18 protein-coding genes, 1 tRNA gene, 2 rRNA genes and 2 pseudogenes (1 of these 23 only partly in view) are annotated in these 21,920 nt (G+C 58.6%); 18 read left to right on the top strand and 5 right to left on the bottom strand.

Features of this window, described 5'->3' with window-relative positions:
- From FGF54_RS20370 to FGF54_RS20390, 4 genes are all read left to right on the top strand, one after another.
- Positions 1 to 886 (top strand): 23S ribosomal RNA (locus FGF54_RS20370) (it extends 1,911 nt beyond the left edge of the window).
- A 391-nt stretch (positions 887 to 1,277) separates the two neighbouring features.
- Positions 1,278 to 1,392: ribosomal RNA gene (rrf, locus tag FGF54_RS20375) — 5S ribosomal RNA — on the top strand.
- A gap of 126 nt (positions 1,393 to 1,518) precedes the next feature.
- Positions 1,519 to 1,595, top strand: a tRNA-Met gene (locus tag FGF54_RS20380).
- 202 nt (positions 1,596 to 1,797) lie between these two features.
- Positions 1,798 to 2,082 carry a hypothetical protein gene (locus FGF54_RS20390; RefSeq protein ID WP_142780931.1) on the top strand — a complete coding sequence of 95 codons (285 nt, stop codon included), beginning with the start codon at positions 1,798 to 1,800 and terminating at the stop codon, positions 2,080 to 2,082.
- Positions 2,083 to 2,249: 167 nt separating this feature from the next.
- Here FGF54_RS20390 and FGF54_RS20395 read toward each other — a convergent pair whose 3' ends face one another.
- From FGF54_RS20395 to FGF54_RS20405, 3 genes are all read right to left on the bottom strand, one after another.
- Positions 2,250 to 2,831, bottom strand: a complete 582-nt coding sequence (locus tag FGF54_RS20395) for a recombinase family protein (RefSeq protein ID WP_142780932.1) — start codon at positions 2,829 to 2,831, stop codon at positions 2,250 to 2,252.
- Positions 2,822 to 3,205, bottom strand: coding sequence for a recombinase family protein (locus tag FGF54_RS20400; protein ID WP_168208200.1), 384 nt, complete (start codon positions 3,203 to 3,205; stop codon positions 2,822 to 2,824). The genes FGF54_RS20395 and FGF54_RS20400 overlap by 10 nt, the downstream gene beginning before the upstream one ends.
- Positions 3,206 to 3,411: 206 nt before the next feature.
- Positions 3,412 to 4,131 (bottom strand): GntR family transcriptional regulator, encoded by a 720-nt coding sequence (locus FGF54_RS20405; protein WP_142780933.1) that lies wholly within the window; start codon positions 4,129 to 4,131, stop codon positions 3,412 to 3,414.
- Positions 4,132 to 4,327: 196 nt separating this feature from the next.
- Between FGF54_RS20405 and FGF54_RS20410 the strand changes: the two genes are divergently transcribed.
- Positions 4,328 to 5,161 (top strand): ABC transporter substrate-binding protein, encoded by an 834-nt coding sequence (locus FGF54_RS20410; RefSeq protein ID WP_142781593.1) that lies wholly within the window; start codon positions 4,328 to 4,330, stop codon positions 5,159 to 5,161.
- Between the two features lie 60 nt (positions 5,162 to 5,221).
- Positions 5,222 to 5,636, top strand: a pseudogene (locus FGF54_RS20415) (ATP-binding cassette domain-containing protein); the annotation flags it as partial.
- Between the two features lie 140 nt (positions 5,637 to 5,776).
- Here the strand turns inward: FGF54_RS20415 and FGF54_RS20420 are convergent.
- Positions 5,777 to 6,004, bottom strand: a pseudogene (locus FGF54_RS20420) (cupin domain-containing protein); the annotation flags it as partial.
- A gap of 99 nt (positions 6,005 to 6,103) precedes the next feature.
- On the opposite strand from FGF54_RS20420, the gene FGF54_RS20425 reads away from it, so the two are divergent.
- On the top strand, positions 6,104 to 6,649 hold the full coding sequence (locus FGF54_RS20425) for a MarR family winged helix-turn-helix transcriptional regulator (RefSeq protein WP_142780934.1): 546 nt from the start codon (positions 6,104 to 6,106) through the stop codon (positions 6,647 to 6,649).
- A 107-nt stretch (positions 6,650 to 6,756) separates the two neighbouring features.
- Here the strand turns inward: FGF54_RS20425 and FGF54_RS20430 are convergent, their stop codons facing one another.
- Positions 6,757 to 7,653, bottom strand: a complete 897-nt coding sequence (locus tag FGF54_RS20430; protein ID WP_142780935.1) for a LysR family transcriptional regulator — start codon at positions 7,651 to 7,653, stop codon at positions 6,757 to 6,759.
- A gap of 105 nt (positions 7,654 to 7,758) precedes the next feature.
- Here FGF54_RS20430 and FGF54_RS20435 point away from each other — a divergent pair, with 105 nt between their 5' ends.
- The 11 genes from FGF54_RS20435 to FGF54_RS20485 all read left to right on the top strand — a co-directional run bounded on the left by FGF54_RS20435 (position 7,759) and on the right by FGF54_RS20485 (position 21,892).
- A complete protein-coding gene (locus tag FGF54_RS20435; RefSeq protein ID WP_142780936.1) occupies positions 7,759 to 8,841 on the top strand; it encodes a 4-oxalomesaconate tautomerase in 1,083 nt (360 codons plus the stop codon).
- A 48-nt stretch (positions 8,842 to 8,889) separates the two neighbouring features.
- A complete protein-coding gene (locus FGF54_RS20440) occupies positions 8,890 to 9,891 on the top strand; it encodes an ABC transporter substrate-binding protein (RefSeq protein ID WP_003523942.1) in 1,002 nt (333 codons plus the stop codon).
- 9 nt (positions 9,892 to 9,900) lie between these two features.
- Entirely contained in the window at positions 9,901 to 10,722 is an 822-nt protein-coding gene (locus tag FGF54_RS20445; RefSeq protein WP_080707329.1) for an ABC transporter ATP-binding protein, read from the top strand.
- Positions 10,709 to 11,485, top strand: a complete 777-nt coding sequence (locus FGF54_RS20450; RefSeq protein WP_003523941.1) for an ABC transporter permease — start codon at positions 10,709 to 10,711, stop codon at positions 11,483 to 11,485. The genes FGF54_RS20445 and FGF54_RS20450 overlap by 14 nt, the downstream gene beginning before the upstream one ends.
- A gap of 118 nt (positions 11,486 to 11,603) precedes the next feature.
- A complete protein-coding gene (locus FGF54_RS20455; protein ID WP_142780937.1) occupies positions 11,604 to 11,930 on the top strand; it encodes a hypothetical protein in 327 nt (108 codons plus the stop codon).
- A gap of 128 nt (positions 11,931 to 12,058) precedes the next feature.
- A complete protein-coding gene (locus FGF54_RS20460; protein WP_142780938.1) occupies positions 12,059 to 14,095 on the top strand; it encodes a DUF4034 domain-containing protein in 2,037 nt (678 codons plus the stop codon).
- Between the two features lie 77 nt (positions 14,096 to 14,172).
- Entirely contained in the window at positions 14,173 to 15,993 is a 1,821-nt protein-coding gene (locus FGF54_RS20465; RefSeq protein WP_246667004.1) for a M48 family metallopeptidase, read from the top strand.
- Between the two features lie 332 nt (positions 15,994 to 16,325).
- Positions 16,326 to 18,269: a methyl-accepting chemotaxis protein gene (locus FGF54_RS20470; protein WP_142780940.1), complete on the top strand. Its 1,944-nt coding sequence runs from the start codon at positions 16,326 to 16,328 to the stop codon at positions 18,267 to 18,269.
- Positions 18,270 to 18,564: 295 nt separating this feature from the next.
- The gene (gene msuE / locus FGF54_RS20475; RefSeq protein WP_080853938.1) at positions 18,565 to 19,155 is read left to right on the top strand and encodes an FMN reductase; all 591 of its coding nucleotides are present in this window, start codon (positions 18,565 to 18,567) and stop codon (positions 19,153 to 19,155) included.
- Positions 19,156 to 19,177: 22 nt separating this feature from the next.
- Positions 19,178 to 20,281, top strand: a complete 1,104-nt coding sequence (gene sfnG / locus FGF54_RS20480) for a dimethylsulfone monooxygenase SfnG (protein WP_142780941.1) — start codon at positions 19,178 to 19,180, stop codon at positions 20,279 to 20,281.
- A gap of 183 nt (positions 20,282 to 20,464) precedes the next feature.
- Positions 20,465 to 21,892, top strand: a complete 1,428-nt coding sequence (locus tag FGF54_RS20485; protein ID WP_142780942.1) for an FAD/NAD(P)-binding protein — start codon at positions 20,465 to 20,467, stop codon at positions 21,890 to 21,892.
- The last annotated feature ends 28 nt before the right edge of the window (positions 21,893 to 21,920 follow it).

Consider the following 21,920-nt stretch of genomic DNA (forward strand, 5'->3'; position numbering starts at 1 on the left):
AGACTCAGTGAAATTGAATTCCCCGTGAAGATGCGGGGTTCCTGCGGTCAGACGGAAAGACCCCGTGCACCTTTACTATAGCTTTACACTGGCATTCGCCAAGGCATGTGTAGGATAGGTGGTAGGCTTTGAAGCAGGGACGCCAGTTTCTGTGGAGCCATCCTTGAAATACCACCCTTATCTTCGTGGATGTCTAACCGCGGTCCGTTATCCGGATCCGGGACAGTGTATGGTGGGTAGTTTGACTGGGGCGGTCGCCTCCGAAAGAGTAACGGAGGCGCGCGATGGTTAGCTCAGACCGGTCGGAAATCGGTCGTCGAGTGCAATGGCATAAGCTAGCCTGACTGCGAGACTGACAAGTCGAGCAGAGACGAAAGTCGGTCATAGTGATCCGGTGGTCCCGTGTGGAAGGGCCATCGCTCAACGGATAAAAGGTACGCCGGGGATAACAGGCTGATGACCCCCAAGAGTCCATATCGACGGGGTTGTTTGGCACCTCGATGTCGACTCATCGCATCCTGGGGCTGGAGCAGGTCCCAAGGGTATGGCTGTTCGCCATTTAAAGCGGTACGTGAGTTGGGTTCAGAACGTCGTGAGACAGTTCGGTCCCTATCTGCCGTGGGTGTAGGAATATTGACAGGATCTGTCCCTAGTACGAGAGGACCGGGATGGACGTATCTCTGGTGGATCTGTTGTCCTGCCAAGGGCATAGCAGAGTAGCTATATACGGAATGGATAACCGCTGAAGGCATCTAAGCGGGAAACCAACCTGAAAACGAGTGTTCCCTATCAGAGCCGTGGAAGACGACCACGTCGATAGGACGGGTGTGGAAGCACAGCAATGTGTGAAGCTTACCGTTACTAATAGCTCGATCGACTTCTTCGTTCCCATTGAATATGTTCATCAAGCCAAGCTTGATGACATCATCTTCTGTCCTCACGGGCCAAAGGCCCTGCGGACGGCGCGCCAAACGATTGGCGACGGACTAGCGTCCTGTATGGCTGCCTAGCTCGATCTCGAGCAAGGCAGGCAAACGGACAAGTCAGAGAAAGACGTGTAAATTAAATAGAGCCTTGGCTCTCCAGCTTCTCGAACAACAGTCATGTGAAAACATGAACTAGGTTGCTTTGGCCACCTGGTCCCTCATATCAGAGGTGACCGTATGGCCGATTGGCGTCCCCCGTGAGCGACAAGCGAACGGGATAAGGCATGCCAATCCAATAAAGAGCAACATATGTTCATGCGTCCCGCATGAACATATGTTGCGTTTTGCCGACCTGGTGGTTATCGCGGGGCGGCTGCACCCGTTCCCATTCCGAACACGGCCGTGAAACGCCCCAGCGCCAATGGTACTTCGTCTCAAGACGCGGGAGAGTAGGTCGCTGCCAGGTCTGCAAAACGCAACACAAAATCTTCTCACTCACAAAAGGGCCACAAAGCCCAAATCAAAAGGCCGCAAATGCGGCCTTTATGCTATAATAAAACCAAACCTATTTTGCAGACGCAAAACCGGATAACGCGGGGTGGAGCAGCCCGGTAGCTCGTCAGGCTCATAACCTGAAGGCCGCAGGTTCAAATCCTGCCCCCGCAACCAACGAAACTTGAATATTTGACCATTCAAGTCGTTTAACAGAAAGCTCCTCCGCGTAAGCGTCGAGGAGCTTTTTTTGTTTCTGCGCAGTGTTGAGTTCACCAGCCTCCAGCTTCTCGATGAAATCCGGATACATCTCGGCGACAAAGTACCGTTCCATGAAGTCCAGCACCTCCATTTGCGCGAGGATGGATGAGATCAGGCCGTGAACTTCGAGGGTAGCCGGCTGGTGACCCGGGGTCTTGCAGATCACCACCTTCTGAATAAAGCGACGGGTGATGGCAATGAGTGGCTGTATCGTGTCCGTATCCATACCGCCGCGCATATAAAACAGGACGAGCGCCATGATTTGCCGAACCGCCTCCGGATTGATTTGTTTGCGCAGCTCGACAGGACGCACGGTGATGTCCGGCTCGACAGTCGTCAGCGTTGCGAGCTTTGCCGTCAGTTCGGCCTTCTTCAAGTCGGCATTCAGTTGCTCGGCCTGTGACGGTTGCGCTTCAAGCTTTGCCTTTTGACGCTGAAGTACCTCCGCTACCACCTTGTCGAGAATGTCGAGGTACAGAAGGGTTGAAGGTAGGCGTGCGATCACACGCTCCTCCAGATTGGCACGGAGAATGGTCTTCTGGTTCTGACAGCAGGCACCGTTGAAATCGTCTATCGGGACCTGCTTCTTGTGATTTGTGCAGCTGTACCGGTCTTTGCCAGAATGGTGTAAGGACCGCCACATTCGGTGCTTTCGAGAATGCCGCTGAGCCTGTAGCTTGGCCGGTGCGATGCATTGAGGCGGTTCGTCGTCGTGTGGGTAAACAGTTCGCCCACTTCCGCCTGTCTGGCCTTCACGCGCGCTAAGAGTGCATCGCTGATGATCCTGAGGTTGGCATTCTCGTTGACCACCCATTGATCATCGGAATCATGCCGGGCAGCCCGGCGCCCGGTATCCGGGTTCTTGCGATACTGGCGGCGGTTCCAGACAAGCCGGCCGATATAGAGTTCGTTGTGGAGGATGCCGCTACGGCGTTTGCCATCTCCGCGGATGGTGTCGTCACGCCAATAGTTCTCCTGCGGCGCCGGAACGCGGCGCTCATTGAGGTTCAGGGCGATCGCCGCCGGGGCTGACCCATTGGCATATTGTTCGAAGATCCAGCGTACAATCTCGGCCTGGGCAGGGCCGATCTCGCGCAGGCCTGGAATGCGGTCGCCATTGTCATTGTATTCGAGTTTTGATTTTATAGCCATAAGCGAGGCAGGTGGTAGCCTTGCCTTTGCGAACGGCGGTCTCCATGCCTTCGCGTGTGCGGTACCTGATCTGCTCGATCAACTCCTGGCTCGAGTTGACGCGCAGGCTCATCTCGATGTCGGTAACGGCTGTTCCCCCCATGGACGGTCCAGAGTTCGATGTCCTCGAACTTTAATCGCTTGAGGAAGCCGTTGCCATGCTCGGCTTCGCGCGAGATGCGGTCAACAGTGACACAGAGAACGGTATCGATATCCTGCTTCCCGTATCGCGCCGGCAGGGCCTGAATGCTGGGACGGCTGATATAGCTCGTGCCGCTTATCTGATGGTCGGTGAATAGATGAACTGTTTGGCAAAATGGGGCACTCCAGCTCAATTTAAGCTGGTCCGCTAAATTATTGGCCTCACAGTCGATGGTTCGCCGCGATCTTTAAGGTGACAATCAGAAACTCAAATGGTGTCTGTTGGAAAGTGTTCCCCGGTGTTGGCATCGTTGAATGGATCGCAAAACGGTTTCGGGAAGTGATGGCAAGCCTTAACATTTATGATGAAACCTGCCCTATTTTCTGGGCAGTGGCACACTCACTCCGCAGCAAGCCTGGAGCTAAGCGAGACGTCGTTCACATAGTTTTCGCGTAGGAAATTGATGAAATTGTCCTGAAACTGTCGCGTATGGGCGTGAGCCAATTCGTCAGCCAGCTCAACATTCTTCGCCCGGATCGCGTCAAGCATGAGCGCGTGTTCATCCGTAAGCAGATAACCGTCGCCAGTGCGTTCCAGATACTCAAAATGCAGGTGGAGCATGCGCTGCCCCTGGTTCAACAGCCGCTCGTAGAAGGACGCGAGATAAGCGTTCTTGCCAGCATAAGCGACTGCCATATGAAACTGCTTGTTGGCCTCCGACATTTTCAGGTGGCTGCCGGTTTTCACCGCAATCTCGAACTCCTTCTGGCGCTTCGCAATGATCTTCAGGTCCGCTTCGGTGCGCAACGCCGCGGCGAGCCGTGTGTTCATGCGCTGGGCGATGTCGAGCGCCTCGACGTATTTTGGGAAACTCGCCACTTCGATGGGGGCGACGATGGTGCTGCGGTTGGAAAGTGTAACTACCAGATCCTCGCCCGCGAGCCGTATCAAAGCTTCGCGCACAGGAGAACGCGACATGTCAAAGCGTTCGGCAAGCGTCATTTCATCAAGCAGCTGACCCGGTGGCAGGGTCAAAGCAAGAATTTCATTGCGCAGCGTATCATAGACGCTTTTCCAGCCCGTGCCGCGCACCCGTTTCATTTCAATTTCGTCAGACACTTACGTCCCTTTCCATCTCTCCGGTCATTGGGCCAGAAAAATTGGCACGCAGCAATCGTAAACTTTCCGCTTGACTTTGTCGACACCGAGACGACATAGCTATCTTAGTCGACACGGAGACGACAAGAAAATCAATTTGAACTCCGGGTCGATGAGTGGAAACCGCGCTTTCAGCGCTAAAAACTGGGGAATGCACATGTTTTCAAGAATGATGACGCCCGCATTGCGGGCGACGGTCACACTTGCCTTGATGGCCGGCTTTTCCGCAACGACTGCATCGGCGCAGACGGCCCAGGGATACTGGCAGACCGTCCAGAAGAATGGAAATTTGCGCTGCGGCGCCGCCGTTGCCCCGCCTTACGTGATGCGCGACCCGGCAAGCGGCGAATACTCCGGCTTCTTCGCGGATCTGTGCCGTGAATTCGCTGAGGCCCTTCAGGTGAAGCCCGAATTCGTCGACACAACCTGGGACAACATCGTGGCGGGCCTTCAGGCCGGCAAATGGGACGTGTCGCTGGCGTTGAATCGCACTCCCGCCCGTGCCATGGCGGTACAATTCTCCATCCCCGCGATGGAGTATCAGATATCCCTCGCCTACAACAAGGGGAACCCGAAAATCCCGGCCGGCGCGACTTCGGTTGCTGATATTGACAAGGCGGATGTCACGCTCGCTGTTATGTCCGGCTCCGCGCAGGACAAGGCGATCTCGGCCGCGGTAAAGAGCGCAACAGTTCTTCGCCTGCCGACCAATGACGAGACGCGCCTTGCGGTTGTTTCCCGGCGAGCGGACATCCTGGTCGATGCCTCCGATACCAACCAGCTTTTTACCCAGTCGAACCCGGATTGGGCCGTCGCCCTCAACCCGGCGCCAGCGCTTGCCAAGCAAGGCGTCGCCTTCGGTCTGCCGCATCAGCTTTCGGCAGCCGATGTCGAGGTCGTCAACATCTTCCTCGAGGAGCGCGTGGCGACCGGTCATATCGATGAATTGATCCGCAATGCCGTCGACCAGGTCCTCAAGGCCGGCAAGTAAGCAATGCCGGGGCCGTCCGTTAGTGGCCCCGCATCCTGCCCAAGGAGGAGAGCGCAGACTATGCCGGGTATCGAACCGCTTGTTAGAGTAGAAGGCCTTCACAAGAGTTACGGCGGCGTCATCAAGGTGCTGCAGGGCCTGAATATCGAGATGAAGGCCGGAGACCGCGTTGTCGTCATCGGCCCGTCGGGTGGAGGCAAGTCGACCCTCCTACGTGTGCTGATGGGGTTGGAACAGATCGACAGTGGATCGGTCGTCTTCGGCGGCAAACCTTACATTTCTGCCGATGGCAACGGCAAGACATCGATCGATCCGAAGGTCCGGCGATCGATTGGCATAGTATTCCAACACTATACGCTGTTTCAACATCTCAACATAATCGGCAATCTTATCCTCGCGCCGATGAAAGTTAGAGGGGAAAAGAAGATCGAAGCAGAGGCGAGGGCGCTTGCGCTGCTCACGCGGTTTGCCGATCCCGCACCGGGTGCGGCAGCAGGTCTTGCGGAAAAACTCGGCGTCGACGCCGCCTATACCGACATTGCTGCATTGCTTGATCTCCAGCCGGTCAGTGCCGATATTTTCGAAGCGATGGGGGATATTGGCAGGCCCAACGACGATGTCTCCCGACGAGCCGCGCGCCCGCTGATCGCCGATTGTGAACTCGGCCTCGCCTTTGCGCACCACCCAGGTTTCGGCATAGGGGTGAACATGCAGATCAGGGCCGCGACCCGGATCGGCATTGACGAGAAAGATGGATACGGCGCTTCCGTATTCGCATCCTTCATAACGCACCGTCCGGCTCTGGCCCGGATTCGGTTCCTGATGACGGCGAATGGAAAACATCTGGTCTCCTCCCTGAGACAAAACTATCTTCTCGCAAAGATATATTCACGGAGCAGGCAAAGCCGTATATGGTTTTCGAAGTGCTGATGGGGTGATGAGATGAAGCAGGCGATGCCGGACACAACGACGGATCGGACGATGGAAGCTGACAGGGAAGATCATGTCGACCGTCTCCGTGCCCAGTGGGCGCGGGAACTGCGTGATATCGACACGGAACCGATGGCCATCTTCGGGCGCGCCAAACGGCTCAGCAACCTTCTCGCGCCATCAATCGAAGAGACATTTGCCGTCTTCGGTCTCGACCGCGGCGAGTTCGATGTCATCGCGACATTGCGCCGGTCCGGACCACCCTACCAGCTGACGCCGACGGAAATGTATACGACGCTGATGCTCTCCTCAGGCGGCCTGACGCACCGGCTTGATCGATTGGAAAAGGCCGGCCTCATCGAGCGCAGAAAATCGAAGCTCGATGGGCGCAGCGTCGTTGTGTGCCTCATGCCGGCCGGCATAGAGCTGGCGGAAAAGGCGTTTCGCCAGGACATGAAAAGCGAACTGAGTTTTCTGCAGGGCCTCACTCCGGACGAGCGAGATACCCTCGCGGCGCTGCTGAAAAAGCTGGTGCTGGATATCGAGGCCCGTGCGTAGGCTCCGGTGCAGGTTTTTTCATTCGAGCGAACCTGCAGGTCTGAACTGTTTACCGGGCATCTGCGGCTTGCGGCGGCGGCGGCCCTAGAAGCATCTCTCTCAAGCGATCACTGTGTTTTCCAGGTCTCGAGCAGCATCCGCACAAATTTTTCGGCGGCTGGGGAAAGAGCGCTGCTTCGCCTTTGCACGATGCCTATCGTACGGGAGACCACCGGGTTGACGATTGGCCGGGTGATGAGGAATGGGTGATCGTCCTGCGGCGTTGCCAGCCGCGGCAGGACGGAAATGCCAAGTCCGGCTTCGACCAGACCGAGCGACGTGTTGAGATGCGTCACCTCATAAAACCAGTTCAATTTTAGATTGTGCCGTGCAAGCGCGCTGTCGAGAAGCGTCCTGTTGCCGCTCGAGCGGTCCACGACGACCAGCGGATAGGCCTCCAACTGGTTCCACTCGATTGTCTCGAAGGCTGCCAGAGGGTGGTCTTTCCTCATCGCCAGCACGAAGGGGTCATCGATGAGCGGCTCGAATGAAAGCTCGGGATCGGAATTGCCCATCAGGTTGATGCCGAATTCCACCTCGCCTCTGGCGACCGCCTGCAGACCCTCATTGGCTGTCAGATCCCTGATCCGCAGCCTTATATGGGGATGTTGCTGGCTGAAGGTCTTGATGACGGTGGGAAGAAAGTAAAAGGCGGCGGTGGGAACGCAGGCCATGGTGATAAGCCCGCGCCGTTGCGCGCCGTCCTTCATGGCAAAAAGCGATCCGTCAAATTCCTCGAGCATGCGCCGAACGAGCGGCATGACTTCCTGTCCCATGGCGGTGGGGGCAACGTGGCGCGTCGTTCTTTCCAGAAGTGGCGCGCCGATGGCCTGCTCCAGCTTCTGGATACGGCGGGTAAGCGCCGGTTGCGAGATATGCAGCGCCTCGGCGGCCCTGTGGAAACTGGCCAGTTCAACCACCGCTTGAAACGCCCGCAAATCCAGAATTTCACAATTGATGCTCATAACGCAATAAAACTCCAAAACATTGCATTTAACAGATTAGACTCTTTTGCTCATATTGCAACAACACGGCGCATTGATCCGACAAATGCAATATTGAGGCAACCCATGAACGATCTGCTGAAGATACCCTGTGTGCTGATGCGCGGTGGAACGTCGCGTGGACCGTTCTTTCTCGCATCCGATCTTCCCCGTGATCGAGCAGACCGGGACGCGGCCCTTCTTTCCATCATGGGATCTGGCCATCCGTTGCAGATCGACGGCATTGGCGGGGGCAATCCGGTCACGTCCAAAGTTGCGATTATCGGCCCTTCCACGGTCAGGGGCGCTGACATCGACTATCTGTTCGCACAGGTTCGCACCGACAGGCAGTATGTCGACTATTCGCCAAACTGCGGAAATATGCTGGCCGCCGTCGGGCCCTTTGCCATCGAAGCGGGGCTTGTCGAAGCGCAGGGCAAGGATACTCTTGTGCGAATCCATAACGTGAATACCGGCAAGCTGATCGAGGCGAAGGTTCCGACACGCGGCCGCGAGGTTATTTATCTCGGCGACGCCTCGATCGACGGAGTTCCGGGTCTGGCGGCGCCCATCGCATTGACATTCATGGATGCGGCAGGTGCGAAAACCGGCAAGCTTCTGCCCACCGGAAAGCCGGTCGATCTGATCGATGGCGTCAACGTGACGGCCATAGACTGCGCCATTCCGATGGTTCTCATCCGCGCAGCCGATCTCGGCGTGACGGGGTACGAGGATCCGCAAACCCTGAGCGCTCACAAGGATCTCATCGCACGGATGACCCGCATCCGCATCGAGGCCGGAAAGTTGATGGGAATGGGTGATGTGAAAGACATGGTCATTCCGAAACCGGTGCTCATTGCACCTGCCCGCAGAGGCGGCACTCTTTCGGTACGGTATTTCATGCCCAACGAGTGTCATCCTGCACTGGCGACGACCGGTGCCGTTGGCATCGCAACCGCGGCTGTCACCAAAGGCTCCATCGCTTATGATGCGGCCGGAGGCCTTTCGGTGCCGACCCAGATCCGCATCGAACATCCCGCAGGCTGCCTCGATGTGCAGCTGGAGATGCGAAACGGCGCAATAACGGCCGGACTCGTGAGAACGGCGCGCAGGCTTTTCGAAGGCTTCGCCTTCGCCAAACCAACCGCTGCGATTGAAGACGCAGCCTAGACGCGGCCATAGTGGCGCAAAATATAGTCAAACCGGGAGGAGACCCATATGCGTAAATATCTGCTTGCAACCGCGGCGCTCTGTGCGCTGGCGGCATCTGCCAATGCCGAATCCGTCAGGATGAGCGTTGGCTCGTACAACCTCAACAACCTGCCTTTCCCCGTGGCGGCGAGCCTTGGCTTCTACAAGGAGGAGGGCCTTGATGTAACGACCGAGAACTTTGCCCAGGGCGGATCGAAGGTTCTGCAGGCGCTTGTTGCCGGTTCCACGGACGTTGCCGTAGGCTTCTACGATCATACGATCCAGATGCAGTCGCAGAACAAGCACGTGGTCGGCTTCGTGCAGCTTGCCCGCAACTCGGGCCTGGTTCTCGCCGGCAAGAACGACACGGATTTCGACCCGGCCAAGCCTGAGACGATCAAGGGCAAGAAGGTCGGCATCACGTCGCCCGGCTCCTCTTCGGACTTCTTCATTCGCTACTACATGAAGCAGCATAATCTCAGCGACAATGACATCTCCATCATCGGTGTCGGTTCGGGCGCTGCGGCCGTTGCAGCCCTGCAGCAGGGCAAGATCGATCTGCTCGTCAATTACGACCCTGCCGCAACCATCGTCGTGGAGCGCGGGCTGGGCAAGATCCTCATCGATGCCCGTAGCGATCAGGGCGCCAGGGATGTCTATGGCGGCATCTATCCCACCTCGGTCCTTTACGCCACGCAGGACTATATCAACGCCAATCCCGAAGTGATCCAGAAGGTCACCAATGCGACGGTTCGGGCGCTGCACTGGATGAAGCAGCATTCTGCGGAGGAAATCGTCGCAAAGCTTCCCGATGATTTCGTGTCCGGCGACAAGCAGACCTACATCAAGGCCGTTGAAGCGGCCAAGGCGATCTTCTCCGAAGATGGCAAGTTTGAGCCTGCCGATCTCGAAACGCCGCTCGCCGTTCTGAAAAGCTTCAATGATGCGGTCGCCAAGGCGACGATCGATCTCAACACCACCTACACCAACAAGTTCGTCGAGGCCGCGGCCTCGAAGGCCGCAAACTGAGAGGCCGCCATGTCTTCGCCAGCCAGAAAGCTAGAACCCGTGACGGAACTCGAACCCCAGCCGATGGTGGCAATCGACGACGTGACCATGGCGTTCGGTTCGTTCGTTGCCGTGCAAAACGTCAATCTCAAGGTCGGCGATGGCGAGTTTCTCTCCATCGTTGGGCCGACGGGATGCGGAAAGTCCACCATTCTCAACGCGATTGCGGGCCTGTTGAAGCCAGCGCAGGGCAGGGTTTCCATCGACGGTTCGCTCGTCAAGGGCGTACAGAACAACATCGGATATCTGTTCCAGCAGGACGCGCTTCTTCCCTGGAAGACAGCGTTTCAGAATGTCGAGCTTGGCTTGATGTTCCGGGGCGTTCCCGAAAATGAGCGGCGCGCCAAGGTTCAGGCCTGGCTTGAAAAGGTCGGCCTCAAGGGCTTCGGAGACCGCTTTCCGCATCAGCTCTCCGGCGGACAGCGCAAACGCGTGCAGATGGCGCAGGCGCTTATCACCGAGCCGAAGGTCATCCTGATGGATGAACCCTTCTCTGCATTGGATATCCACACCCGCCACCTCATGCAGAACGAGTTACTGCGCCTGTGGCAGGAGGATCGCCGTGCGGTGGTCATGATCACCCATGATCTGGAAGAGGCGATTGCGCTCGGAGACCGGGTTGTCGTTCTCGCTGCAGGCCCGAAGAGCCGCGTCATCGAGAGCTTCCCTGTCGATCTCGAGCGGCCCCGCAACGTCGCGGAAATCAAACTCGATCCAAAATTCATGACGCTCTATCGCGATATATGGGCGTCCCTGCGTGGCGAAGTGGAGAAAAGCTATGCAAGCCGTTAATGTTCGTATCATCCAGATCGCTCTTCTGGTCGTGCTTTTGGGCGGGTGGCAGCTCGGTGTGACCTCGGGCGCTATCGACCGCTTCTTCTTTCCGGCACCCTATGACATCGTCAAACAGGTGATTGACTGGGTTGCCGATGCCGGTTTTTACAAGCATGTCGGCATCACGCTGAGCGAAACGGTGCTGGGCTATCTCATAGGTACAGGTCTCGGCGTCGGCGCCGGCGTCTGGCTGGGCCTCAGCCCCTTTGTCGCTCGGGTGCTCGATCCGTTCATCAAGGCCGTGAACGCCATTCCGCGTGTCGTTCTGGCCCCGATCTTCGTGCTCTGGCTCGGTCTTGGCCTGTGGTCGAAGGTTGCGCTTGCGGTTACGCTCGTCTTCTTCGTCACCTTCTTCAATGCCATGCAGGGCGTGCGCGAAGTGAACCCGGTCGTGCTTTCCAATACCCGCATTCTGGGCGCCAAGCGTTCGGATCTGCTGCGTCACGTCTATTTCCCGGCTGCGGCGAGCTGGATTCTGTCGTCCCTGCGCACCTCCGTCGGATTTGCAGTGGTTGGCGCAATCATCGGTGAATATCTGGGAGCTTCCGCCGGCCTCGGTTATCTGATCGCCCGTTCGGAAGGCAACTTCGACGCGGTCGGCGTCTTCGCGGGCATCATCATCCTGGCGGTCTTCGTTCTTGTTATTGACCTCATTCTGGATTTTGCGGAGAAGAGGTTGATTACCTGGCGACCCAATGCAGGCGAGGAGCGTCCCGCGTAAGCGGACTGAAACAAGACTATTTCCGTTGGGGCGGTCCGTGATCGCCCCTTTTTAAATGGCTGAGCCTTGCAAGCGAAATGGGGACGTCCAAATCCTTCATTCGTTGGACAAATTGCACATGCTGGACATCTACTACGCTGATTTCGACACCACCGTCATACCCTCGGACCCGGGCTGCCTGGAACTCGCCGGCTCCATCGATCTTGATGCGCACCGTTTACTTGCGGCCCTGTTCGACAAGGCCCGGCAGGCCGGCGCCGATCTCAGATATTTCGAAGATACGCTGCTTGAACCCGCGCAGGTCGTGATATTGCTGAACATTCTCATGGCAAACGAAGATGTTCTTGAAGGTAACGAACACGCGCTGGCCGCGTTCAATTCGATGCGCGATCTCCTGGAACGGGCTGCGAAGCGAGGCGTGGGGCTCGTGGCTTTTGCTGATTGAGTGCCGGTGCAGTGTTGTGTTCCTGGCGGTGAGATTTGTAAAAGTGCCGGGAAAAGTCTCCTTCCATATCTCGACACAGGGGGTTCTTTGGTGCTCCAAGGAAGGACGTATCCGCTGAGGAGCCATTCATGAAAACAGTCACAAGTTCGTCGCCCCTGCCACTGGATGGCCCGCAATGGGGCAGATTCCGTCAGCGGGATGAATTGCGAAAGGCGATGCTTGAACGGCGCTTCGACGAGGTCGAGCGTATACTCGCGGCGCTTGAGGCGGCATGGTGGCAGTCCGACGATCTGGCGGACGATCACTATATCCACCTTTCGACAGACACGGGCCTGTTCGACAGCGCGAGCGTGGATGCGGCCCTCAGACTGGAACTGCTCGATGCCTGGAGGCAGGCATACCCGGCTTCGTATCATGCAAGGCAGGTCGCCGGTCACTATTGTTTCCGCCGGGCCTGCGACATCCGAACGGCGACCTGGGCATCGGATGTTGGGGAAGACCAGTGGGCCGCCGCCCACATGGCCTGCATAATTGCGGCAGAGCATTTGCTGAAGGCGATGGCCCTTTCCGCGCGGCCTGCTCTTGCCGCGGAAACCATGATGGAGATGAGCCAGTATCTCGGTCAGCCGGATTTCGTCGATGCGCTGTTTCTGGGCACGCCGGTTGAAAAGACGATAGCTCGCGATGAGTTGGAACCGGAGCTTTACGAAGCCGCATGCGCTCGGCTTGCCAGACACGGATTGACGCCGCCCGGTATCATAACGGCGACGCTTCCTGCCTCGCTTCCGCCCCTGCAGCGGGGGGACGCCCAAAATCCCGGCTATTACTGGTTGCGTTACTGCCTTTCGCTTCGGCCCCGGTGGCCGGAAATCCTGGTTTCTTACGCGCAATATTTGAGCTCGCGATGGGGTGGCGATGATGGCGAGGTCGAAAAATTCGCCAAAGGCCCCTTATGTTCCGCACTGAGCGAACAGGAGCGCAATTCCGTGCGCTGGTCGGGGGTGCAGGATGCATTGACCATCCCCGATTATCCCGAGCCCGGCGATACCCGCGAAATTGCCGCCCGTGAGAGGATTTTCAAGAGTTGGCTGGCGCGGGATCTCACCGATCGCCTTCGTTTCGTTTCCCTCGGAAAATACGCCAATTTCACCCATTATTCTCTCCAGGACGAAAAACTGGCGCACCAGCGCCATGTCGAATCCATCCGTTACTGCAAGGCGCCGGGAACCTATCCGGCCATTGACGGCCCGTTCCGGGACTTCACCAATCTGATGCTGATCCAGCATTTCGAGGATCATGACGGTGCCTATGCAAACGTGCTGCAAACGGCCGTCCGTCGTTTTGATGAGCCAACCATGCTGACAATGGCGGCATTTGCCTGGCAGTTCGGCATGTGGGGAATAGAGGCGAACCCGGCCATCGCCACGGAGCTGGTCGACCGGGTCGCGCAACTCGAACCGCTCTACGAGCCCGATGAGTTCACGCCGATGCATGCCTGCCGGATGATCTGGGATGGAGGTTTCCAGCAGGAGTCGGCCTGGTTGACCCGCGCATTCGCTGAACGGCGCGTTTATTCGGCCGCGGCAAGCATGTATGACATCGCAACGGGATTCCGGCCCGATACAGACCCGCAACTGCTCGACGGCGACGAAGCGGGTCGCTGGCTTCAGCAGGCAGTCGAGGAGGGTGAACCGGTCGCACTTTATAACTATGCCTGGCGGCTGGAAAATGTCGACAATCTCGATCTGTCGCTCCGGGAAAATTTCGAACGGGTTCAGGAATATTACCGTGGCGCGATGGAAGGCGGCGTGGATATGTCCCTCATTCGACTGGCGAGCGTTGATCGCCGGCACGGCACTGCGGAGGAAAAACAGCAGGCCGTCACCAATATGAAATCCCTCATCGACTATCATGACGACCACATTGCCGGAGAGGCTTATGGTCAGGTCGTTCTCGCCTATAAATACGGCGATGGCGTTCCCAAAAGCGAGTTTATCGCCATGCAATGGTTCGACCGTTACAAGGAACTCTTCCCCGATCATTCGTCACTGGAGTGGATGGAAACGCAAGTTTATGGATCGAGCGGATTGCAGATGGCCGGGCGGGCGTTGAAGGCCTTCTTCCTCGGCAAGAAACTTTCAAGCGACCATCTCCCACCGAAATAAGCGTCGGCATGGCGAGCCCCCTCCAGTCATCGCGCGAAGGCAGATGGCGAGCCCTGGTCTGGCTCGCTTTTGGCGACATGTTCTTGTTGGCCAGCGGCCTTGTGCTGATCCTGTCGCCTCTTTTGCTTGTGTTGCTGGTGCCTTCGCGGCTTCTGCTGGTGCTTCTTGCTTTGCCGGCGCTGTCATGGGTCTTTTACGGGCTGTTGGTCCTGCGAGCCTATGCGGCAGTGCCGCCCCCACCGGTTTCGGATGGAATATTGCTGGAGGCCGACAGGGTTCCCGCCCTTGCCGAAGAGCTTGAACGGCTGCGCCTCGCCTGCGATGCGCCAGCCTTCACGGCCGTCTATATCAATGCCGAGCTTAACGCGTCCATCTATCAGACGGGCTCCCGTGGCGGCCAGCCGAGGCATGTTCTGGTGCTCGGCCTGCCGCTTCTCGCCCTGTTGACGGGACGGCAGGCCGCGGCCGTCATCGCGCATGAATACGCCCATATTTCCCGGTTGCACGGTCATTTCGCGCGCTGGGCCCATGTGGCTCGCCAACGCTGGGCGGCGCTCGGTAAATTGCATGAGCGCAATCATCGGCTGGTCACCGCGCCGCTCAGATTGTTTCTTGCCTGGTATGTACCGCGCATGATGCGCGAGACGCTGGAGTTTTCCCGTCGCTGCGAGGCGGTTGCCGATGCGCGGGCGATCACGGTTTGCGGCGCCGACATCGCATTTGAGACGGAAATTGCTCTCACATTGCGGCAAAGAGCCCTGTCCAGCCAATTCTGGCCGGATATGTTTGCTGGGGCAGACAAGGATGACATCGCCCAGGCGCGACCCTTTGCCCTGATGTTGGCGGAGCCGGAGAACAGCCGCCCGCGAGATGGCGCACAGGCGGCCGTCTGGCTGCATGAAGACCTCTGCCAGAAACCGGATAGTCATAGCACCCATCCCGTTTTGTCGGAGCGCATTGCCGCGACGGGGTTTGATCCGGCAGGCCCGCTTCCCGATCATCTGCCCTGGCGTCTCGAAGAGACTTCCGCTGCCACGGAATGGTTGGGGGAAGAAGCCCCCGGCATCACGGCACGGCTTGATGCAGACTGGCGCGACAATGCCGCACGAGGCTGGCAGGACGCAAAAGACTGGCATATCCGTCAGCGCAGCGACTTCTCAAGGCTCCTGCAGCGTCGCGAACAACAGATGTTCGACGAGCAGGACTGGCTGCAACTGGCGCTGCTTTCAGAGAAATTCGATCCGTCAGGCATGCTGCGCGCCGAGGCGATCGCGGAAGGATTGCGGTATTCACCTGAAGAGGCGACGCTTCTACAGCTACGGGCAGAGGATATGGAGAAAGCCGGAGACATACACGGAGCAATGTCTTTGTGGCACCGTATCGGCCAAAATCCCTCTTTCTCCAGGTATCGGCTCCATCGCCATCTCTGCGAACTCTGCCTGCGGGTGGGAGACAGGCCGATGGCGGAGCAGCATCGGCAGATCGCCGACCGCCTATGGACGAGCGAAGATGCCGTCCGATCCGCCGCCAACCATACCGGTCTCCATCCTCACGGGTTGGAAGCATCCGAACTCACCTTGCTGCAAGGCACGCTTCATCCGCTGTTTCAGCATGCGCACGCCATCTGGCTCTGCCGCGACACGCCGCCCGGTGCGCCGGACCCGACACGCTGGTTCCTTTATGTGCAGGCCTATGACGGCTGGTTCATGCGCCTCGTCGGCAATTTGACCGGCGAGGAGGACAGGAACGCTTCCGCCTGCAAGCGGCTGTTTGAGCGTTTGCAGGTGCGGCTACATCTTCATCTGCAGCTTCGTTTGATTGGGCCGAACGATCCAGTCCCGGCCCATTGCAGGCGCGATAGCCTGATTGCCCGAGCGGGCACCGCCGCTGTCGCGTAGGTTACGGGTTTCCGGCATAGCGGCGCCGGCCGCTGCCAGGCTTGAAAACGATGCTCGAACCGGTCTGCGGCGCGGCGAATTGTCAGCACTTGCCTATCCCGGGTAACACTTCATTTAGTGATTTTGTGAAATCTAAAATACGCAGGTTCCAAGGTTTCATCGGCGGAGCCGGTAGAACAAGCGGACCCATGACGACCTGCCCGACGGCGGCTCGAAAAAGGCATCCGCTTGTCGCCCTATGAGGAGGGGCAACAGCTACCCGCGATGTTTCATTATATATTCCCCGGCCTCCTGAGAGGGCGGCTGGAGGAGTGCTTGCCTTGAGGCCATTCATGTCTTTCCTGAACAATACCAAGATAAAAACGAAGGTCGTTTTTGTCATCTCGTTGATGAGCCTGATGTCGCTTTCCGGAATAAGCTACGTCAGCCTGCAATATAAAGGCACCGACAGCGTCTATAGCGATTTCATCGGCCATGAGGCCCTTGCTGCGGTTCTGAACGCCAGAACCAGCGGAAACCTCAATGCACTTGGCATGCAGATGCTTCGCGCCAGCCTTAACGACCCGGCCAGCGCTGATTTCGAAGCTGCCGTCAAAACCTTCCGAGCCGACCGTAAGCAGCTCGAGGAACGCCAGAACAAGATCATGGAACTGGTGCCGGCGCGCACGGATGCCGCCCGCGATATCCTCAAGGGTGTCGTCGAAGTCGAGGAGATCGGCAATCAGGTCATCGCCCTCATGCAGGCAGGGCAACGCGCCGAAGCGCAGCAGATGGCGCTCAACGTGCTTCGGAAAATTGCCGAAGTCTCGCCAAAGATCAGCGCCGGCAATGAGCAGCTCATCCAGGTGATGAATGAGGGGAGAGAACGCCTTACAGCCAGCACCAATACGACGATCTGGACGGGCCTGATTACGCTCGCGCTCGTTTCGCTGGCCGTGATCGCACTTGGCCTGCTCATTTCCTCCCGGGGCATCACCACCCCGATTGCGCGGCTTCGCGCGCGTATGGAATCGCTCGCGGCCGGTGATACGGCAAGTGAAATTTCCGGAATGGATCGCAGGGATGAAGTCGGCCAGATGGCCGCTGCGGTTCAGGCGTTTCGCGAAAGCGCAATCGAACGCCTCCGGCTTGAGAATGAAACGGAGGCCAACCGGTCGACTTCCGAAAAAGACCGGATCGAGCGCGAGAAACAGAAGGCCAGGGAAGCTGCCGACGTACAGTTTGCCGTCGACAATCTTGCCACGGCCCTTTCAAAGATCGCCCAGGGCGACGTTACTTACCGGATCGTTCAGCCGTTCGTCTCCGGTCTTGACGGTATCCGCGGCGATTTCAACCGGGCTGCGGAACAGTTGCAGTCGACCTTGAGCCAGGTGGCGCAGAACGCGCGCGGCATCGATGCCGGCGCCAATGAGATAAGGTCTGCGGCGGACGATCTGGCGAGACGCACGGAGCAGCAGGCTGCCGCCGTTGAAGAGACTGCGGCTGCGCTGGAAGAGATCACCACGACGGTGAAGGACGCCACGAAGCGGGCGCAGGAAGCGGGTCAACTCGTCGGCCGCGCAAAAGTCGGCGCTGAAAAATCCGGAGAGGTGGTGCAGCAGGCTGTCGCTGCAATGGAGCAGATCGCGACATCCGCCAATGAGATTTCCAACATTATCGGCGTGATCGACGAGATCGCATTCCAGACCAACCTTCTGGCGCTGAATGCGGGCGTGGAAGCTGCCCGTGCGGGTGAGGCGGGCAAGGGCTTTGCCGTTGTTGCGCAGGAGGTTCGCGAACTGGCGCAACGCTCTGCCGGTGCGGCCAAGGAGATCAAGAACCTGATCACGACTTCCAACGGTCAGGTTCAGCAGGGCGTGCAGCTGGTTGGTGAAACCGGCAAGGCGCTGGAACTGATCGTAACAGAGGTGCAGGAAATCAACCGGCACGTTGCGGCCATTGCGGAATCGGCACAGGAGCAATCCTCCGGTCTTCAGCAGATCAATACGGCCGTGAACCAGATGGATCAGGACACCCAGAAGAACGCCGCCATGGTGGAGGAAAGCACCGCCGCCAGCCACGGGCTTGCACGCGAGGCGTCTTCGCTGAACGGGCTGATCGCGCAGTTCAAACTGTCCGAAGGCGGTTATGGCGAGGCCTCCGCGCCCGTGCGCACGGCATCGGTCGCCGACAGGCCCGCAGCCTCTCCCGCGCGTGCGCTTGGCGGCAGGATAAGGGCGGCGTTTTCAGGGAATGCCGCGTTGAAAACCGCCCCCGACAACTGGGAGGAGTTTTGATCCTTGCCCTGCCTTTACGGCGCGCTCGGTTGAGGCGCTGAAAGCATCGCTCTAAATATTGGCACCGGGGATCTGATATCCCCGGTGTCCTGCTTTTGGGCAATATCCGCTCGGCCGGGGCATGAGCGGCTTTCCGCTTCGGCGCTTGCAGCGACCGCCTTGCCCCGTGTGAAACAGTCGGCGCTTCGGCCCAAATACGCGAAAGCATTTCTCAAAATATGCGGCTTTTGGAATGAGCGTCTTTGATAGCCTATTAAAAACATAGAAAATACACACAAAAGAAGGGCGAACGGATATGAAGATCCTTGGCATTTCCGGTAGTGTGAAGCGGCCATCCCGCACGGCGCATGTCGTTGAACGAATTGTTGCCGCGATCGGGCGGACGGCGAAGGTTGAAACCGACCTCATCGATCTTGCCGATGCCGCGCCGGTTCTATTTCGGGCATTGCGCGCAGATGAGCTCGACGAGGCCGGGCGTGCGATTGTCGATGCCGTGGAGGCTGCCGATGTGCTCGTCGTCGGTTCGCCGGTCTATCGCGCCTCCTATACGGGCGCGCTCAAGCATTTATTCGATCTCGTCGATTTCCGTGCCCTGCAGGGTCGACGCGTGATCCTTGCCGCGACCGGCGGCTCGCCGCTGCATGGCCTGATGCTGGAACACCAGTTCCGTCCGCTGTTTGGCTTCTTCGGTGCTGTCACCGTGCCGACCACGGTTTATGCCGTCGAGGCGGATTTTACCGGATACACGCTTTCAAACCCGGCCGTCGAAGCGCGCATTGAGCGCGCCGTCGCCGATCTGTTCGAGCTTCTGCCCGCCAAAGCGCTTGGTGGCGGCGATCACCATCCGACCCTTTCCGTCGTTTCACGCGAAGCGGCTGCCAACTGAGATTGCAAGAGAGGAATTTATCATGACCGCACGCACAGCCGAGCCCGTTAAATTCGCCTATTGGGTTCCGAATGTTTCCGGTGGCCTCGTCATCTCGAATATCGAGCAACGCACCAGCTGGACCATCGACTATAACCGCAAGCTCGCGCAGATCGCGGAAGCGAGCGGTTTTGACTATGCGCTGAGCCAGATTCGATTCACGGCTGGCTACGGCGCCGAGTTCCAGCATGAATCCGTGTCTTTCAGCCATTCCCTACTGGAGTCGACAAAGACGCTGAAGGTCATTGCCGCCATTCTGCCGGGGCCGTGGAACCCGGCGCTCGCTGCAAAACAGATCGCCACGATTAACCACCTCACCAATGGCCGCGTTGCGGTCAACATTGTCAGCGGCTGGTTTCGCGGCGAGTTCCATGCCATTGGCGAACCGTGGCTCGACCACGACGAGCGCTATCGCCGCTCGGAGGAGTTCATCCGTGCACTGCGCGGCATCTGGACGGAAGACAGCTTCACCTTCCGCGGCGATTTCTATCGCTTCAACAATTATTCCCTGAAGCCGAAGCCGATCGATCCGCAGCCTGAAATCTTTCAGGGCGGTTCTTCGCGCGCAGCCCGCGATATGGCGGCTCGCGTTTCCGACTGGTACTTCACCAACGGTAACACGCCGGAAGAGATCGCAAGGCAGGTCGATGACATCCGTGCCAAGGCGGCTGAGAACAATCATTCGGTCAAGGTCGGCGTAAATGCCTTCGCCATCGTGCGTGAGACGGAGGAGGAGGCAAAGGCAGTGCTTGCCGAAATCATCGAGAAGGCCAATCCGGAAGCGGTCAACGCTTTTGGTCATGAGGTGAAGAATGCCGGTAAGGCCTCCCCGGAAGGAGAGGGCAACTGGGCGAAATCCAGCTTCGAGGATCTCGTTCAGTACAATGACGGTTTCCGCTCAAACCTCATCGGCACTCCCCAACAGGTGGCGGAGAGGATCGTGCGCCTGAAGCGCGCCGGCGCCGATCTCATCCTGCTCGGTTTCCTGCATTTCCAGGAGGAGGTCGAGTATTTCGGCAAGCACGTCATTCCGCTGGTGCGCGCACTCGAAGAGGCCGAGGAAAGCGCGGCGATTGCAGCCGAATAACGCAGGCAGAAAAGGTGGAGCGGCGGCCTTTGCCGCTGATCCGCCGAAAGTGCCGCAGCCGAACCGGACTGGACGCATGCGTTCGAACCTGCGCGGCCTGACGCGCATCGCTGTGAATTTTTCGTCCCGGCTGCTAAAATTGGACGTTATTCGGGGCGTGCCGCCGAGATCGCGTGAGTTGAAATGTCAGTGAGCCGGAAGAATGCCATTGTCGCCATCATAGGCGGTGGATTTAGCGGGGCAGCGATTGCCCTTCATCTCCATCGAGCCGCTGGGGCGTTCGAAAATGTGCGGATCGTCGTGTTCGAGCCGAGAGCGGGATTGGGTGCGGGGCTTGCCTATTCCACGCCGGAGCCGGCCAACCGGATCAACGTGCCGGCCGGCCGCATGACGCTTTATCCTGATGATCCGGATAACTTCCTCGATTATCTCGACAGGTCGAACGCGCTTGCGGGCGATGAGGCAGCGGTTTTGCCCGATGGGCAGACCTATCCGCAACGCAGGGTCTTCGGCGCCTATGTCGCGGCCGAGATCGCGCCCCTGCTGGATGCGGGCATCGTTGAGCACAGGCGCAGCACTGTGGAACATGTGGCCCGCCATGCGGATGGCTGGGAGTTGCAAACCGCAGACGGCGATAGCCACTTCGCGGACATCGTGGTGGTTGCGACAAGCCATCCGCCGCCGGCGCTTCCGCAGGTGTTGAAACCGCTTGCCGGCCATCCGAAACTGGTGGCGGACTTGAATGCGGACGCCGCGCTGGAAAATATCGCCGCAGGTGACCGCATTCTGATCGTCGGCAATGGATTGACCGCGGCTGATGCCTTTGCCGCGCTCCACCGGCGCGGCCATCATGCGCGGGTCGTTTCGCTGTCACGCCGCGGCTTGCGGTCGCGTGGCCATCCGGCCTTGCCGCAGGAACCCTACGGCGATTTTGTCGATCCGCCGTCCAAAAGCGCGTCGGAACTATTGCGGCGGATTCGAGAGGCTGTGCGAGTGTCGCAAGCGGGCGGTGCGAGCTGGCATGGTGTTCTGGACGCCGTTCGCCTGCAGGGTCGCGACATATGGCGGAACCTTCCCCTGATCGAAAAGCGAAGGGTGGTGCGGTGGCTGCGGCCCTTCTGGGACGCGCACCGGTTCAGGATCGCGCCGCAGGTGGAGAGACTTCTGGATGAGGCCATAATTTCGGGCCAGCTACAGATCGTCGCCGGGTCGCTTGTGTCCGCAAAGGCTGGCGAAGACGGTTCGTTGCATGTCGATCTGCGGTTTCGTGGCAAAAGGGACATCGCGCGGCTCGACGTCGATGCAATCGTCGTGACGACCGGTCCCGCCCATGGTGGAATTCTGAAATCGCAGGCTTTTCTTTCCGGTCTGGAGCAGGCGGGTCTTCTGACCTTTTGCCCGACAGGGCTTGGCATCCACTGCGACGAGCGATCGCGCGCCATCGACAGCCGCGGCCAGGCCATTGAAACGCTGCTGATCGGCGGTCCGCTGGCGCGCGGAACCTTCGGTGAGCTGATGGGCCTGCCCCAGGTTACCGAGCACGCGATCTTCGTTGCCGGAGAAATCGCACGGAGCCTTGCGCCAGCGACGAGCAGCCCGGCCCCGGTCTGAACGCAAACTGATGCGGCGTTGATGAGCC

It is taken from the genome of Agrobacterium sp. T29 (assembly GCF_006970545.1).
Classification (GTDB): domain Bacteria; phylum Pseudomonadota; class Alphaproteobacteria; order Rhizobiales; family Rhizobiaceae; genus Agrobacterium; species Agrobacterium leguminum.

Bases quoted from the DNA above. Each gene is read 5' to 3' on its own strand.
- FGF54_RS20395 (WP_142780932.1), bottom strand. From the start codon at position 2,831: ATGGCTATAAAATCAAAACTCGAATACAATGACAATGGCGACCGCATT.
- FGF54_RS20410 (WP_142781593.1), top strand. From the start codon at position 4,328: ATGTTTTCAAGAATGATGACGCCCGCATTGCGGGCGACGGTCACACTT.
- FGF54_RS20425 (WP_142780934.1), top strand. From the start codon at position 6,104: ATGAAGCAGGCGATGCCGGACACAACGACGGATCGGACGATGGAAGCT.
- FGF54_RS20430 (WP_142780935.1), bottom strand. From the start codon at position 7,653: ATGAGCATCAATTGTGAAATTCTGGATTTGCGGGCGTTTCAAGCGGTG.
- FGF54_RS20435 (WP_142780936.1), top strand. From the start codon at position 7,759: ATGAACGATCTGCTGAAGATACCCTGTGTGCTGATGCGCGGTGGAACG.
- FGF54_RS20440 (WP_003523942.1), top strand. From the start codon at position 8,890: ATGCGTAAATATCTGCTTGCAACCGCGGCGCTCTGTGCGCTGGCGGCA.
- FGF54_RS20445 (WP_080707329.1), top strand. From the start codon at position 9,901: ATGTCTTCGCCAGCCAGAAAGCTAGAACCCGTGACGGAACTCGAACCC.
- FGF54_RS20450 (WP_003523941.1), top strand. From the start codon at position 10,709: ATGCAAGCCGTTAATGTTCGTATCATCCAGATCGCTCTTCTGGTCGTG.
- FGF54_RS20455 (WP_142780937.1), top strand. From the start codon at position 11,604: ATGCTGGACATCTACTACGCTGATTTCGACACCACCGTCATACCCTCG.
- FGF54_RS20460 (WP_142780938.1), top strand. From the start codon at position 12,059: ATGAAAACAGTCACAAGTTCGTCGCCCCTGCCACTGGATGGCCCGCAA.
- FGF54_RS20465 (WP_246667004.1), top strand. From the start codon at position 14,173: ATGTTCTTGTTGGCCAGCGGCCTTGTGCTGATCCTGTCGCCTCTTTTG.
- FGF54_RS20470 (WP_142780940.1), top strand. From the start codon at position 16,326: ATGTCTTTCCTGAACAATACCAAGATAAAAACGAAGGTCGTTTTTGTC.
- msuE (WP_080853938.1), top strand. From the start codon at position 18,565: ATGAAGATCCTTGGCATTTCCGGTAGTGTGAAGCGGCCATCCCGCACG.
- sfnG (WP_142780941.1), top strand. From the start codon at position 19,178: ATGACCGCACGCACAGCCGAGCCCGTTAAATTCGCCTATTGGGTTCCG.
- FGF54_RS20485 (WP_142780942.1), top strand. From the start codon at position 20,465: ATGTCAGTGAGCCGGAAGAATGCCATTGTCGCCATCATAGGCGGTGGA.